The organism is Dyella kyungheensis, assembly GCF_049913195.1.
Lineage (GTDB): Bacteria > Pseudomonadota > Gammaproteobacteria > Xanthomonadales > Rhodanobacteraceae > Dyella > Dyella kyungheensis.
In genome coordinates this window covers 4,323,146-4,337,419 of the sequence record NZ_CP183983.1, presented here as the reverse complement: position 1 = coordinate 4,337,419, position 14,274 = coordinate 4,323,146, and the positions used below count along the sequence as shown (strand labels likewise).

Annotated in this window: 14 protein-coding genes; 13 read left to right on the top strand and 1 reads right to left on the bottom strand. The window is 65.3% G+C overall.

The window, feature by feature from the left end:
* The first annotated feature begins 16 nt into the window (after positions 1-16).
* From ACN9MB_RS19545 to ACN9MB_RS19490, 12 genes are all read left to right on the top strand, one after another.
* Positions 17-1,168, top strand: a complete 1,152-nt coding sequence (locus ACN9MB_RS19545) for a DUF819 domain-containing protein (protein WP_204637312.1) — start codon at positions 17-19, stop codon at positions 1,166-1,168.
* A gap of 8 nt (positions 1,169-1,176) precedes the next feature.
* Positions 1,177-2,583 (top strand): SH3 domain-containing protein, encoded by a 1,407-nt coding sequence (locus tag ACN9MB_RS19540; protein WP_426269965.1) that lies wholly within the window; start codon positions 1,177-1,179, stop codon positions 2,581-2,583.
* A gap of 50 nt (positions 2,584-2,633) precedes the next feature.
* The gene (locus ACN9MB_RS19535; RefSeq protein ID WP_204637310.1) at positions 2,634-3,731 is read left to right on the top strand and encodes a dipeptide epimerase; all 1,098 of its coding nucleotides are present in this window, start codon (positions 2,634-2,636) and stop codon (positions 3,729-3,731) included.
* Between the two features lies 1 nt (position 3,732).
* Positions 3,733-4,590 carry a MurR/RpiR family transcriptional regulator gene (locus ACN9MB_RS19530; protein ID WP_426269964.1) on the top strand — a complete coding sequence of 286 codons (858 nt, stop codon included), beginning with the start codon at positions 3,733-3,735 and terminating at the stop codon, positions 4,588-4,590.
* 21 nt (positions 4,591-4,611) lie between these two features.
* Complete coding sequence (locus ACN9MB_RS19525; protein ID WP_426269963.1) at positions 4,612-5,406, top strand: L,D-transpeptidase family protein; 795 nt, start codon at positions 4,612-4,614, stop codon at positions 5,404-5,406.
* The gene (locus ACN9MB_RS19520; protein WP_426269962.1) at positions 5,403-6,650 is read left to right on the top strand and encodes a dicarboxylate/amino acid:cation symporter; all 1,248 of its coding nucleotides are present in this window, start codon (positions 5,403-5,405) and stop codon (positions 6,648-6,650) included. Before ACN9MB_RS19525 ends, ACN9MB_RS19520 begins: the two co-directional genes overlap by 4 nt.
* Positions 6,647-7,783, top strand: coding sequence for an NAD(P)/FAD-dependent oxidoreductase (locus ACN9MB_RS19515; RefSeq protein WP_426269961.1), 1,137 nt, complete (start codon positions 6,647-6,649; stop codon positions 7,781-7,783). Before ACN9MB_RS19520 ends, ACN9MB_RS19515 begins: the two co-directional genes overlap by 4 nt.
* Before the next feature lie 254 nt (positions 7,784-8,037).
* The gene (locus tag ACN9MB_RS19510; protein WP_354013581.1) at positions 8,038-8,634 is read left to right on the top strand and encodes an anthranilate synthase component II; all 597 of its coding nucleotides are present in this window, start codon (positions 8,038-8,040) and stop codon (positions 8,632-8,634) included.
* Positions 8,631-9,698, top strand: coding sequence for an anthranilate phosphoribosyltransferase (gene trpD / locus ACN9MB_RS19505; protein ID WP_426269960.1), 1,068 nt, complete (start codon positions 8,631-8,633; stop codon positions 9,696-9,698). Before ACN9MB_RS19510 ends, trpD begins: the two co-directional genes overlap by 4 nt.
* A gap of 42 nt (positions 9,699-9,740) precedes the next feature.
* Complete coding sequence (gene trpC / locus ACN9MB_RS19500) at positions 9,741-10,535, top strand: indole-3-glycerol phosphate synthase TrpC (RefSeq protein WP_204637305.1); 795 nt, start codon at positions 9,741-9,743, stop codon at positions 10,533-10,535.
* Between the two features lie 8 nt (positions 10,536-10,543).
* On the top strand, positions 10,544-11,245 hold the full coding sequence (locus ACN9MB_RS19495; RefSeq protein ID WP_426269959.1) for an HAD family hydrolase: 702 nt from the start codon (positions 10,544-10,546) through the stop codon (positions 11,243-11,245).
* Between the two features lie 142 nt (positions 11,246-11,387).
* Positions 11,388-12,365 carry a bifunctional helix-turn-helix transcriptional regulator/GNAT family N-acetyltransferase gene (locus ACN9MB_RS19490; RefSeq protein ID WP_204637303.1) on the top strand — a complete coding sequence of 326 codons (978 nt, stop codon included), beginning with the start codon at positions 11,388-11,390 and terminating at the stop codon, positions 12,363-12,365.
* A gap of 76 nt (positions 12,366-12,441) precedes the next feature.
* Here the strand turns inward: ACN9MB_RS19490 and crp are convergent, their stop codons facing one another.
* Entirely contained in the window at positions 12,442-13,137 is a 696-nt protein-coding gene (crp, locus tag ACN9MB_RS19485; RefSeq protein WP_204637302.1) for a cAMP-activated global transcriptional regulator CRP, read from the bottom strand.
* 279 nt (positions 13,138-13,416) lie between these two features.
* On the opposite strand from crp, the gene speD reads away from it, so the two are divergent.
* The gene (speD, locus tag ACN9MB_RS19480) at positions 13,417-14,202 is read left to right on the top strand and encodes an adenosylmethionine decarboxylase (protein ID WP_019465856.1); all 786 of its coding nucleotides are present in this window, start codon (positions 13,417-13,419) and stop codon (positions 14,200-14,202) included.
* Positions 14,203-14,274: the final 72 nt, after the last annotated feature.

Genomic DNA, 14,274 nt, shown 5'->3' with positions numbered 1-14,274 from the left:
GAATCTGAGGGGACGCATGATCCATACGGCCTGGCCTTATCTCGCTGTGATGTTGCTTGCAGCGGGCCTGTTTCCCGCGCTGGAACGGCGCTTCCGCTGGCGCTTCTTCGAGGTCCTGCCGCCGATCGTGCTGACCTACCTGCTGGTGACGGCGCTGGCGGTCACCGGCTTGTGGCAGGTCAACGAAGAGATCCGCGCCACCCAGAGCATGCTGATCGAGCACCTGGTGCCCGCGCTGCTGTTCCTGCTGATGATCAATTGCGACCTGCGCGCGATCTACCGCCTGGGGCCGCGGGTCCTTGCGGTGTTCTTCGTCACCGTGGTCTGCCTGTTCATTGCTTTCGTAGGCACCTTCCTGATCTTCCGCGGCTGGCTGAAGGGAGATGCCTGGCAGCCACTGGCAGCGCTTTCCGGCAGTTGGATCGGCGGAACCGCCAACATGGTGGCGGTGAAGCAGGCCATCGGCATGCCCGATCGCCTGCTGGCGTTTTCGTTGCTCACTGACGCGCTGTGCTACTCGATGTGGGTCGTGGTGCTGTTCGGACTCGGCCGTGTCGCCACCCAATTCAATCGCTGGACGCGTGCCACCTCCAGTGCGGACATGGTGGTGGAGGAAACCCGCAGCCACGGCCCGACCACTTCGGACAACGTGCTGCTCTGGCTGGGCATGGCCCTGCTGGTGGGAGCGCTGTCGGCGTGGCTTGCCGGAAGGCTGCCGGTTTCGGACATGGTGTCGCCGACCACCTGGACGATCATGCTGGCCACGGCCTTCGGCCTGGTTGCCGCGCACACGCCGCTGGCGCGTTTCGCCGGAGCCAGCACGATCTCCAGCGCCATGCTGATCAGCGTGGTGGCGATCCTGGCCTCGCAAAGCAACTTCGAAGGCATCGGTTCGGCGCCGATCTACCTGGTCTGCGGCGTCTGCATCATCGCCATCCATGCGGCGCTGCTAGCGCTGGCGGCGCGCGTGTTCCATTTCGATCTGTATCTGTGCGGCATTTCCTCGCTGGCCTGCATCGGCGGCGTGGCCGCTACGCCCATACTCGCGGCCAGCTATTCGCGTTCGCTGGTGCCCGTGGGCATCCTGCTGGCCTTGCTCGGCTATATCCTCGGTACCGCGTTTGGTTTGCTGGTGGCGTCCGTCATGTCGTCACTGGCCATTGCATAGGAATCAGCATGCGACTCCTGCCTCGCCTGACCTTGTGTCTGCTCGCCGCGCTCACCACGGCCCCCGTGCTGGCCGACCAGGGACCCGACAGCGTTCCCGTGCCACCGTCGGGCGTGCTCGGCATCAGCAACAACGCGATGCTCGGGCCGGATTTCTGGATCAAGCTATCGGCTCAGCCCGATCGCGTCCTGATCGAAAGTAACGATATCGCCGCGCACAACGCCAACCTGCTCAAGGTCGATCCGTCCATGCACGATCTGCATGCGATCCCGGCCAATGTCGATCGCGCCACGGTGACCGGCTGGATCAACGAGCTCTCGCAATATCCCAAGCGCCCGCTGTTCGACGACAAGGGCCAGCCGGTACCCGACGGCCTGCGCGCGCAACTGACCGACGCGCTCGCGCTCGATGCCGTGCCAGCGCAGCAGACCAGCCGCTACGGCATGGTCGTGCGGCGCGCTGCGCTGCGTACCTATCCGACCGATACGCGCGTGTTCACCTCCAAGGACGACACCGACATCGATCGCTTCCAGGAAACCGCTGAATTTCCCGGCACGCCCGTGCTGATCGCGCACACCAGCCGCGATGGCCGCTGGCTGTTCGTGGTGAGCCCGCGCTATGCCGCCTGGACGCATCGCGAGAACGTCGCCGAGGGTTCGGCAGTCGAGGTGCTCGCCTATGACACGCGCCTGCCGCAACGCGTGGTCACCGGCGGCACCCTTCGCACCGTGTTCACGCCGGAGCAGCCGGCCGTATCGCAACTGCAGCTGGACATGGGCGTGGCGGTGCCGGTGCTGTCCGACCATCCGGCCGACCAGCCGGTGAACGGACAATCGCCGTATGCGTCGTACGTGGTCGATCTGCCGATCCGCCAGGCCGATGGCAAGCTCGCCTTTTCGCCGGCGCTGATCCAGCGCATTGCCGACACGCAGGACAACTATCTGCCGCTGACCGAGGCCAACATCATCCGCCAGGCCTTCAAGTTCCTGGGCGAGCGCTATGGCTGGGGGCACGACTACGACGGCCGCGACTGCAGCGGTTTCGTTTCCGATGTCTATCGCAGCATGGGCGTGCAGATGCCGCGCAACACCAGCAAGCAGGCGATCAGCCCCGGCTTCACCCATCAGGCCTTCGGCGACAAGGACAGCCACGACGCGCGTCTGAAAGCCGCGATGGCGCTGCAGGTGGGCGACCTGGTCTACATCCCCGGCCACGTGATGATGGTGATCGGCAAGCTCGACGGCAAGCCGTATGTGATCCACGACACCGGCGGCATGTCGTATCTCGACGGCAAGGGCGGCATGCGCCGCGTCAAGCTCAATGAAGTGTCGGTAACGCCGCTGCTGCCGATGATGTACGACGACAGGCACACCTATGTCGATCGCATGACCAGCATCGTGCACGTGCGTCCTTGATTGCCCCGCATCCCCCTTTTTCCATCGAACACAGGAAGCCTGCCAGTCCCATGAAGATCACCGACATCCAGTTCGGCATGCTGCGGGTTCCCTTGAAGACGCCGTTCAAGACGGCGCTGCGCACCGTCAACCAGGTGGAAGACATCGTGGTGATGGTGCACACCGATAGCGGCCACATCGGTTATGGCGAAGCGCCGGCCACCGCGGTGATCACGGGCGATACGCACGGCTCGATCGTCGATGCGATCCGCCACTACATCGCGCCGCGCCTGGTCGGTCAGGAGATCGCCGACCTCAATCGCCTGACCCAGCTGATCCAGAGCTCGATGGAGAAGAACACCAGCGCCAAGGCGGCGGTGGAGATCGCCATCTACGACCTGTGGGGCCAGTTGTACAACGCGCCGCTGTACAAGCTGCTCGGTGGCGGCGATCCGGTGATCACCACCGACATCACCATCAGCGTCGACTACATCGACAAGATGGTTGCCGACTCCGTCAGCGCGGTGGATCGCGGCTTCGAGTCGCTCAAGATCAAGGTGGGCAAGGACATCGGGGTCGACATCGAGCGCGTCAAGGCCATCTACGCCGCAGTGGAAAATCGCGCCTTGCTGCGCCTCGACGCCAACCAGGGCTGGACGGCGAAACAGGCCGTCTACGCGCTGCAGACGCTGGAAGATGCCGGCGTACGCCTGGAACTGGTCGAGCAGCCGGTGAAGGCGCGCGACCTGGAAGGCATGCGTTACGTCACCGAACGCGTGCATACGCCGATCATGGCCGACGAAAGCGTATTCGGCCCGATGGAAGTGATCGACCTGATCCGCATGCGCGCCGCCGACATCATCAACATCAAGCTGATGAAGACCGGCGGCATTTCCAATGCCATCCGCATCGCCGACATCGCCGGCATGTACGGCGTGGAATGCATGATCGGCTGCATGCTGGAAACCAGCATCAGCGTGGCGGCGGCCGTGCATGTGGCGGTGGCGAAATCCGCCGTGATCACCAAGGTGGATCTGGACGGGCCTTCGCTGTGCCAGTACAACCCGGTGGACGGGGGCGTGGTCTTCAACGAATCGGAGATCTCGGTTTCCGATGCACCCGGATTGGGAATCCGGGAGATCCGTGGACTGGAAAAGCTGGAAGCCTGATATGTCCCCCTTGGTGAAAATCCGCTCGGAACGCGACCAGATGTCGGCGGTCGAGCGGCGCATCGCCGATTTCATCCTCGAGAACGCCCAGCTGCTGCGCGACTACTCTTCGCAGCAGTTGGCGAATGCCCTGGGCATCAGCCAGTCCAGCGTGGTGAAGTTCACCCAGAAGCTGGGCTTCAAGGGTTATCCGGATCTGAAGTACTCCGTGGGCGAAGCCATCGCACGCGCGGACAACGGCGATGCGACCCAGGTCGCCACGCAGGCCACGGCGGCGTTCGCCGAATCCGCATCGGCCAGTCTGTGGCACTGCAAATCCGAATCGGAAGAAGAAACCCGCCACATCAATACGACCGAGACGCTGCAGGCGGTGGCCGACGCGCTGGCCACGGCGGGCGCGAACGGCAAGGTGTTCATGATCGGCCTGGGTGATGACGACATCTATGCGCGCAGTTTCGCGCTGCGGCTGTCGCTGCTCGGCATTCCCTCCGTGCACAACTTCGATGCGCCGCGCATGGCTGCCAGCGTCTCCGCGGCGGGCGCGGGCGACGTGCTGCTGGTGTTTTCCGAGCACGGCAATCATCCGGCGCTGTGCAAGATCGGGCGTTTCTTCCGTGAGCGCCGCGGCCGCCTGATCACGGTGACGCGGCACACCTCCAATCCGTTGCGCGCGCTGGCCGATCTCGCCCTGCTGGTGTCGGCCCACGACGATCGTCCGTATATCCAGCCCGTGCTCTATCAATCGGCGCTGCAGCATCTGCTCGATGGCGTGTTCGTGCAGTTGTGCGAAGGCGACGAGCAGTGGCATGTGCAATTGCTCGCCAATCTCGAACGGGTCCAGCACATGCTGGAGCCTTAGCCCTCCCAAGCCCGGTGCCGCATGACTTCCTCCGTCCGTCGTTTCGTGAGTCGTCGTTTCCTTGCCGCCGCGTTGGCCGTGGTAGCGGCTGCGCCGCTGGCTAGCGCCATGGCCGCCAGCGAAACCCTCGCCTGGCAGTCGTCGCGCCAGATGGTGCTGGTGATCACGCCCGACTGGAACGCCGACCACGGCGTGATGCGCGCGTATGAACGCAGCGGCGACGGCTGGAAGCCGGCCATCAAGGCGCAGGCAGTCACCGTAGGCCGCTCGGGTTCGGCGTGGGGTATCGGTCTGAACGAGCCGCAGAGCGCGGGCCCGCAGAAGCGCGAAGGCGACGGCCGCGCCGCCGCCGGCGTCTATCGCGTGGGCGACGTATTCGGTTATGCCGACAAGATCGACACGCGCATGCCCTATGAAGCGATGCAGGACACCGACTGGTGCGTCGACGTGGATGGCTCGCCGTACTACAACCAGATCGTCGACTCGAAAAAGGTCGGCGAAAAAGCGGTGCAGGGTTCGAGCGAGCCGATGCGGCGCGATCTGCACGTGGACGGCGACCAGCGTTACAAGATCGGCTTCGTCATCGAGCAGAACGCCAAGGGTCAGCGGGGCAGCGGCAGCTGCATCTTCGCGCATCTGTGGAAATCGCCCACCGATGCTACCGCCGGCTGCACCGCCATGCCGGAGCCGGTGATGCAGCATCTGCTGGCCTGGATGAAGCCCGAGGATCAGCCGGTATTCGTACTGTTGCCGCAAAGCGAATATGCGCGACTGCAGGCAAGCTGGCATCTGCCCAAACTGGGTGCACAGCCTTGAGCCCCACCTTGCGGGTACTCATCGGTCTGGTCCTGGGCGCCGCGGGCGGTCTGGCGCTGGCGGCGTGGTCGCCCACCAACGCCGTGCACGTGGCCGATGCCGTGCAGCCGTTTGGACGGCTGTGGCTCAACGCCCTGCAGATGACCGTGGTGCCGCTGGTGTTCGCGCTGGTGGTGGTGGGCGTGAATACGGCGAGCGACGCGGCAGCCTCCGGACGCATCGCGCGGCGGGCGATCGTCGCCTTCATCCTGATCCTCACCGGCGGCGCCTTGTTTGCGGCGGCCGTGGCGCCGCGGCTGTTCGCGCTGTTTCCGCACAATCCGTCGCTCACCACCGCGCTCGAAAGCGCGGTGGCCACGCACGCAACGCCCGTCACGGGTGCCGTGGGCTGGGCGGAATGGTTCAACGGCATCATTCCGGCCAACGCCATCATGGCGGCGGCGCAGAGTGCGATGCTGCCGCTGGTGGTGTTCGCGCTGTTCTTCGGTTTCGGCCTGACTCGCATCGAGGCCGAACGCCGCGCGCTGGTGGTGTCGTTCTTCCAGGCCATCGCCGACACCATGATCGTGGTGGTGCGCTGGGTGTTGTGGGTGGCGCCGCTGGGCGTGTTCGCGCTGATCCTCGCCGTGTGCGCCCGCGCCGGCCTGCACATGCTGAGTGCGCTGGGCATCTATGTGCTGGTGGAGTGCCTGATCTACCTCGCGGCGACGTTGCTGATGCTGCCCGTGGCCGTCCTCTGGGGCGGCGAAACGCTGCGCCGCTTCGTGCCGGCGCTGGTGCCGGCGCAGATCGTGGCGGCGAGCACGCAATCCTCGCTGGCCTCCCTGCCGGCGATGCTGGAAAGCGCGGAACGCCGCTTGGGCTATCCGCCGCAGGTGAATGCACTGGTGCTGCCGATGGCGGTGAGCCTGTTCCGCCTTACCAGTCCCATTCAATACGTGGTTTCTGCCTGCTTCATCGCCTGGGCCTACGGCATCGATGTCGGCCTTGCGCCGCTGTTTGCAGCGGCCTTGTTGGCGGTGGTGATCAGTCTCGGCTCGGTCGGCCTGCCTGGCGCGGTCAGCTTCATGGCGACCAATCTTCCGGTGGCGCAGGCCATGGGCGTACCGGTGGGGCCATTGGGCTTGATGCTTGCCGTCGATGCCTTGCCCGACGCCCTGGCCACACTGGGCAACGTCACCGCCGATCTCACCGCCACCAGCGTGGTGGCCCGTCAATCCGCACGAGAAACATCCAAGTCATGAGCACGCTGCACGACGCCGACGTCATTGTGATTGGAGCCGGCATGGCCGGCGCTTCCGTGGCCTACTTCATGGCGCCGCATGCACGCGTGCTGGTGCTGGAACGCGAAGAGCACGCGGGTGTGCATTCCACCGGCCGCTCGGCCGCGTTGTTCTCCGAGACTTACGGTTCGGCGCAGGTGCGCGCACTGACACGCGCAGCCCGGCGCTTCTTCGATCGTCCGCCGGAAGGTTTCGCGGGCCACCCGATCCTGTCGCCACGCGGTTCGGTGAGCATCGGCACCGTCGATCACATCGAAAAAGTACATGCACTGCATGCCGAGATGGCGCCGCGCACCCAGGGTCTGCGCGTGGTGGACGCTGCCTGGCTGCAGGAGACCGTGCCGGTACTGCGTCCGGAGGCTGCCCAGATCGGGTTGTACGAACCCGGTGCCGCCGATATCGACGTCAACGAGTTGCATCAGGGCTTCCTGCGCGGCCTGCGTGCGCGTGGCGGCCAGCTGCGCGTGAACGTGGATATTCGTTCCATCGAACGCGGTCCCGGCCATTGGTTCGTCGACGCCGGCGGCGAACGCTTCCGTGCGCCGCTGCTGCTCAACGCAGCGGGTGCGTGGGTCGACCAGGTGGCGGCTCTGGCGGATATCGAACCCATCGGCATCCAGCCGCGTCGGCGTTCGGCCTTCCTGTTCGATGCGCCGGCAGGCATCGACACCTCGCGCTGGCCGTTCGTCACGGACGTGGAAGAGGGCTTCTATTTCAAGCCGGACGCCGGCCTGCTGCTGGGCTGTCCCGCCAACGTGGATCCGGTCGCACCGCATGATGTGCAACCGGAAGAACTCGATATCGCCATCGGCATCCATCGCATCGAAGAAGTGACCACGATGACCATCCGCCGTCCCACGCGCACCTGGGCCGGCCTGCGTTCGTTCGTAGCCGATGGCGATCTGGTGGGCGGGTTCGCGCCGGGCGCCAGCGATTTCTTCTGGGTGGCGGCGCAGGGCGGCTACGGCATCCAGACCTCGGCAGCCATGGGCGAGACCTGCGCCAACCTCGCGCTGGGGCGTCCCTTGCCGGGGCATCTGCAGGACGCCGGCATCACGGCCGAGATGCTCGATCCACGCCGCCTGCGGGCCTGAATCGGGCGCGCGGCGCTCCCCGGCAGCGCCGCACGTCCCTGCGGAACAACCCCTGCGCCGATTCTCGGCACTCATTCCATCGAGTGCTCGCTTGACTGCGCCAGTCGAACCGCCCCGATGCTGCACCGCCGCGACGGCCGCCGCTACAATCGGTGGGTCGGTGACATCCGCTCGTCCTTTTGGGGGTACCGTTGGGGGTATCCACCGCTGGCGGTGTTTGTCGGGTGTAACCAAATCAAAGAGTTGAGCCACGTATGCTGCTGATGATCGACAACTACGACAGCTTCACCTTCAACCTCGTGCAGTACCTGGGCGAGTTGGGGCAGGCGGTGAAGGTGGTGCGCAACGATGCGCTGGACGTGGCTGGCATCCGTGCGCTGCGGCCCTCCCACATCATGATTTCGCCAGGTCCCGGCACGCCGGACGACTCGGGCGTGTCGCTCGATGTGCTGCGCGAACTCGCGGGAGAGATTCCGGTGTTCGGCGTGTGCCTGGGCCACCAGGCGATCGGCCAGGTGTTCGGCGGCAAGGTGATCCGCGCCAAGCAGATCATGCACGGCAAGACCTCGCCGGTGCGCCATCGCGGGCAGGGCGTGTTCGCCGGTTTGCCCGATCCGTTCGAAGCCACGCGCTACCACTCGCTGGTGGTCGAGCAGGATTCGCTGCCCGATTGCCTGGAAGTCACCGCCTGGACGGAAAACGCCGATGGCAGCATCGACGAGATCATGGGCCTGCGCCACAAGACCCTGAACGTCGAGGGCGTGCAGTTCCATCCCGAATCCATCCTCACGCAATACGGCCACGACCTGTTGCGCAACTTCCTCGGCCTGCCGCTGAAGCTCGCCGCATGAATGCCGCGGGCAATGTGGGCCGCCGCGTCAGCATCACGCCGCAGGAAGCGCTACAGCGCACCATCGAGCATCGCGAAATCTTCCACGACGAGATGATCGAGCTGATGCGGCAGATCATGCGCGGCGAAGTGAGCCCGCTGATGACCGCCGCGATCATCACCGGCCTGCGCGTGAAGAAGGAAACCGTGGGCGAGATCACCGGCGCGGCACGCGTGATGCGCGAGCTGTCGGCCAAGGTGGCCCTGCCGGCGCATCCGCACTTCGTGGATATCGTGGGCACCGGTGGCGACGGCGCGTCGAGCTTCAATATTTCCACCGCGTCGATGTTCGTCGCCGCGGCGGGCGGTGCGCGCATCGCCAAGCATGGCGGGCGCAGCGTGTCGTCGAAATCGGGCAGTGCGGATGTGCTCGAGGCGCTGGGTGCGGTGATCGATTTGCCGCCAGCGCAGGTGGCCGAGTGCATGGAGGAGGTGGGCATCGGCTTCATGTTTGCGCCGAACCATCACCCCGCCATGAAAGTGGTGGCGCCCGTGCGCAAGGAAATGGGCGTGCGCACGCTGTTCAATATTCTCGGGCCGCTGACCAATCCCGCCGATGCGCCGAATATCCTGATGGGCGTGTTCCATCCCGATCTGGTCGGCATCCAGGTGCGCGTGCTGCAGGCATTGGGCGCGAAACACGCGCTGGTGGTGTGGGGGCGCGACGGCATGGACGAGATTTCGCTGGGCGCGGCCACCCTGGTCGGCGAGCTGCGCGATGGCGAAGTGCGCGAATACGAAGTGGAGCCGGAGGATTTCGGCCTGGCCATGGCGTCCAGCCGCAACCTGCGGGTGGAGAACGCGGAAGAGTCGCGCGCCATGCTGCTCGAGGCGCTGGAAGGCCGCCGCGGCGTGCCGCACGACATCGTCTGTCTCAATGCGGGTGCGGCGCTGTATGCGGCCAATGTGGTGGATTCCATCGCGGCGGGCATCGAGCTCGCGCGTGCGACCATCGCCAGTGGCGCGGCTCGTGCAAAAATGGACGCCTTCGTGGCTACGACGCGGCGTCTGGCCAATGCGGTCTGACGCTCACGCTATTTTCATCCCCTTTCCCCCCAAGCTTTTGCCATGACCGATATTCTCCAGCGCATCCTCACCCGCAAGACCGAAGAAGTGGCCGAGCGCAGCGCCAGGCTGCCGCTGGCGGAACTGTCCTCGCGCGTGGCGGACCTGCCGGAAACCCGCGGATTCGCTGCCGCCATCGAAGGCAAGATCGAAGCGGGCCTGCCCGCCGTGATCGCCGAGGTGAAGCGCGCGAGCCCCAGCAAGGGCGTGATCCGCCCCGACTTCCATCCCGCCGCGATCGCGCGCAGCTACGAGCAGGGCGGCGCAGCCTGCCTCTCGGTGCTGACCGACAAGGATTTCTTCCAGGGCAGCGAAGATTTCCTGCAACAGGCGCGCGATGCGTGCTCGCTGCCGGTGCTGCGCAAGGACTTCGTGATCGATCCGTACCAGGTGTACGAGGCGCGCGTGATCGGCGCCGACTGCATCCTGCTGATCGTCGCGGCGCTGGCCGATTCGGCCTTGCTCGAACTCTCGTTGCTGGCCGCCGAGCTCGACCTCGACGTGCTGTGCGAAGTGCATGACGCCGAGGAGCTGGAACGCGCACTGGCGCTTCCGGTGCCGCTGATCGGCGTGAACAACCGCAATCTGCGCACCTTCCATACCTCGCTGGACACCTCGCTGGAGCTGCAGCAGTTGATGGAGTACGACCGCATCCTGGTCAGCGAATCGGGCATCCACACGCCCGACGACGTGGCCACCTTGCGCGATGCGGGCATCAACGCATTTCTCGTCGGCGAAGCGTTCATGCGCGCCGAGGATCCGGGCGCGGAACTGAAGCGCCTGTTCGCCGCGACCTGAGCGTTCCCATGAGCACAGCGGAAACCCCTCTCGAGCCGGCAGCCGAGGCGGCGGCCGTGGTTGCGCCGCGCACGGTGCTGTTCGATTTCGACGGCGTGCTGATTCACGGTGACGCGTTCTACCTGTTCATGCGCGACCGCTTCCAGCGCTCCTGGCTGCGCAAGCTGGGCGCCGTATTCGCGCTGCCCTGGATGATCCTGGTGGTGCCGTTCTCGCGCAGGCTGGCCGAGCGCGCGCTGGTGCACGTGGGTTTGCTCGGTCTCAACGAGCAGCGCTATCGGCTCGCGGCGGAAGCCTTCGGTGCCGGTCTGGTGCGCCGTCCCAAGCAGTTCTGCCGCGATGGCCTGAGCGCGCTGCGCCGGCACCAGGCGGCCGGCGATCGGGTCATTGTGGTTACCGGCTGCGAGCACGTGCTGGTCCGCCACATCCTTGACCAGCTGGGGCTGGGCGAGGTCGACGTGCTGGCCTCGCAGCTTCGGCCGGGGCTGTTGGGCATGCGCGTGAAGCTGCACAACGTGGGCCGCCGCAAACCGGCGCAGCTGGCGGCTTTCGGTGTTGGCGAGTGGCATGTGGCCTATAGCGACTCGGCGGTCGATGCCCCCATGCTCAAACCTGCGGCGGAGGCCGTGCTGGTCAATGGCACGCCCGCGCTTTGCAAGAAGCTGGAGCGGGCGCTGGGTCGCACCATCACCCGCGTCGACTGGTTCTGATCCGCCCACGCCCCCTGTAGGAGCGCACCCTGTGCGCGACCGGTTTTAGCGACAGCCTTCGATCAAAAGCGGTCGCGCACAGGGTGCGCTCCTACAGGGGCGGTGTGGCGCATTCACATCTATTGGTTCGAGGGTTGTCGGAATGTATCTCCCTTCGCTCGCCCAGCTGGCGCTCGGTAGCCGGCTCAAAGCACTCAGCGATCATTTCTATGCCGCCGTCGACGAGGTTTACCGCACCTGCGGGGCCGGGGTGGAATCGCGCTGGTTCCCGGTGCTGCGCTTCCTGTGGGAGAACGGCCAAACCACGGTGAGCGATGTGGCGCAGGCCATCGGGCAGACCCATTCGGCGGTGAGCCAACTGGCCGACAAGCTGGTCGACGCCGGCCTGGTGTGCCGCAAGAAGGACGCCCAGGACGGTCGCCGCAGCCTGCTCGCGCTGACCGACAAGGGGCGTGCCGACCTCTCGGCGCTGGGGCCGATCTGGGTGGCCGTGCGGCGGGGCATCGTGAAGTCGCTGGGGGAGGAGGGGCTGGAAGCGTTGCTCAACGCGCTCGCCGCCACCGAAGCCGCCGTGCAGGAGCGTTCCGTGGTCGACGCCATGCTCGCCGAGCACGCTTTTGTGGCCAAGGCCGCGCTGGAGGTCGTGCCCTACGAGCCCGCGCTGAAGGAGCACTTCTACCGGCTCAACGCGCATTGGCTGGAGCGCTATTTCCGCATCGAGGACATCGACCGCGAGATCCTGGGCGACCCGGAGCGCCACGTGCTGGCGCCGGGCGGCGCGATCTTCTTTGCCCGGCTGGCGGGCGAGGTCATCGGCACCTGTGCGCTGTTGCACGAAGCCCCGGGCGTCTACGAGCTTTCCAAGATGGGCGTGGACGAGACCTTCCGGGGCATGGGCGCGGGCCGCGTCCTGCTGGCGGCGGCCATCGCCGAGTTCCACCGCCGCGACGGCAAGGAGCTGTTCCTGGAATCCAACAGCCGGCTCAAGACCGCACTGCGCATGTACGAGCAGGCCGGCTTCGTGCTGCAGCCCTCGGTGCGCGCGGGCTCGCACTATGAGCGGGCCGACGTCTACATGGTCTACCAGCCCGGCCGTCGCCAGGGCGCCAGCGGCAGCTGAGCGGCGGTGCCCTTGGCCTGAAAAAGAGAAACCCGGCCGAGGCCGGGTTTCTTCGTACGGGCAGGCCTGGTGGCGCTCAGCGGGTGCCGCGCACCACGATGGTCTTGCCGGCCACGTCGATCATGCCCTGTTCCTCGAGCTGCTTGAGCACGCGGCCCACCATCTCGCGCGAACAACCCACGATGCGGCTCACTTCCTGGCGGGAAATGCGGATCTGGGTGCCTTCCGGATGGGTCATCGCATCGGGCTCCTGGCACAGGTCCAGCAGCGTCTTGGAGATGCGGTTGGTCACGTCCATGAAGGCCATGCGGCTGACCTGGCGCGAGGTGCGCAGCAGGCGATGGGTCAGCTGGGAGCCGATGGCGAACAGGATCTTCGGGCATTCCTCGCGCAGCGGGCCTTCCATCAGCTGGAACAGGCGCTCATAGCTGATTTCGGCCATCTCGCAGGCGGTACGCGTGCGCACCATCGACTCGCGCTGCGCCTGCTCCACGAACAGGCCCATTTCGCCGATGAACTGGCCTCGGCTGATGTAGGCCAGGATCAGTTCGCGACCCTGCTCGTCCTCGGTGCACACGGCCAGCGAGCCGTCCACGATGTAATAGAGCGTGTTGGCGGGGTCTCCAGGACGGATGATGGCGGTCTTGCCCGGATAGCGCCGGCGATGGCAAAGCGCAAGAAAACGCTCCATCGACGCCGGATCAGGTGCGAAGTTCGCTGGTGCCTGGGACCGTTCAAAAGCCTGCTGTAGCTGATATTTGAGTTGCGCCACGTGAGATCCCGTTGATTCAAAACGGGGGCCGCTAGGCGTCCCCCGGTAGTCCAAACCTTACCCCTCCGGGCATTATGGCAAACTAACCGGCGCTGCCGGAGGTTCAGTTTTCCTTTTTTTTGCCGCATACTTCACGGTCTTTCGGACGCGATCCCTTTGTCGCGGTCCGGTCACAAGGGTCGTGGAAGCTTCATGCTTTCACGTCGAATTATCCAGCGGGGACCCTTGTAGCTAACCCGCCTCTACTGCTGGCCCCACCCCTGGCCATGGAGAGTCGCTGTGGTTAAACCGCTTCCCCGCCTGCGTCTGCAGGGCTTCAACAATCTGACGAAGGCCCTGAGCTTCAACATCTACGACATCTGCTATGCGGTGTCGGAAGAACAGCGCCAGCGTTACATCGAATACATCGACGAGCAGTACGACGCCGATCGCCTGACCCAGATCCTGACGGATGTGGCCGAAATCATCGGCGCCAACATCCTGAACATTGCACGCCAGGACTACGATCCGCAAGGCGCTTCCGTCACCATTCTCATTTCCGAGGAACCGGTGGTGGAGAAGCTGGGCCGCGACACCATCTCCGATGCGGTGGTCGCGCACCTGGACAAGAGCCACATCACCGTCCACACCTACCCGGAAACGCACCCGCACAACGGCATTGCGACCTTCCGCGCGGACATCGATGTGGCCACCTGCGGCGTGATCTCGCCGCTGAAGGCCCTGAACTACCTGATCGACAGCTTCGAATCGGACATCGTGATCGCCGACTACCGCGTGCGCGGCTTCACGCGCGACGTGAAGGGCAAGAAGCACTTCATCGATCACAAGATCAACTCGGTGCAGGATTACCTGGCCAAGCACATCCGGCAGAAGTACGAGATGTTCGACGTGAACGTGTACCAGGAAAACATGTTCCACACGAAGATGCACATCAAGGATTTCGACCTCGATACGTATCTGTTCGAGGCGCATGCCGACGACCTCTCGTTCAAGGAGCGCCAGCGGATAGAGTCGCTGCTGCGCCGCGAGATCGAGGAGTTGTTTCACGGCCGCAACCTGATGTAACGAAAAAACCCGCCGAAAGGCGGGTTTTTTTTGCGCGGCGTTGCCGAGACCCCTGTGGGAGCGCACCCTGTG

Excerpts from the sequence above, each read along its gene's own strand:
- ACN9MB_RS19545 (WP_204637312.1), top strand. The coding sequence starts at position 17 with ATGATCCATACGGCCTGGCCTTATCTCGCTGTGATGTTGCTTGCAGCG.
- ACN9MB_RS19540 (WP_426269965.1), top strand. The coding sequence starts at position 1,177 with ATGCGACTCCTGCCTCGCCTGACCTTGTGTCTGCTCGCCGCGCTCACC.
- ACN9MB_RS19535 (WP_204637310.1), top strand. The coding sequence starts at position 2,634 with ATGAAGATCACCGACATCCAGTTCGGCATGCTGCGGGTTCCCTTGAAG.
- ACN9MB_RS19530 (WP_426269964.1), top strand. The coding sequence starts at position 3,733 with ATGTCCCCCTTGGTGAAAATCCGCTCGGAACGCGACCAGATGTCGGCG.
- ACN9MB_RS19525 (WP_426269963.1), top strand. The coding sequence starts at position 4,612 with ATGACTTCCTCCGTCCGTCGTTTCGTGAGTCGTCGTTTCCTTGCCGCC.
- ACN9MB_RS19515 (WP_426269961.1), top strand. The coding sequence starts at position 6,647 with ATGAGCACGCTGCACGACGCCGACGTCATTGTGATTGGAGCCGGCATG.
- ACN9MB_RS19510 (WP_354013581.1), top strand. The coding sequence starts at position 8,038 with ATGCTGCTGATGATCGACAACTACGACAGCTTCACCTTCAACCTCGTG.
- trpD (WP_426269960.1), top strand. The coding sequence starts at position 8,631 with ATGAATGCCGCGGGCAATGTGGGCCGCCGCGTCAGCATCACGCCGCAG.
- trpC (WP_204637305.1), top strand. The coding sequence starts at position 9,741 with ATGACCGATATTCTCCAGCGCATCCTCACCCGCAAGACCGAAGAAGTG.
- ACN9MB_RS19495 (WP_426269959.1), top strand. The coding sequence starts at position 10,544 with ATGAGCACAGCGGAAACCCCTCTCGAGCCGGCAGCCGAGGCGGCGGCC.
- ACN9MB_RS19490 (WP_204637303.1), top strand. The coding sequence starts at position 11,388 with ATGTATCTCCCTTCGCTCGCCCAGCTGGCGCTCGGTAGCCGGCTCAAA.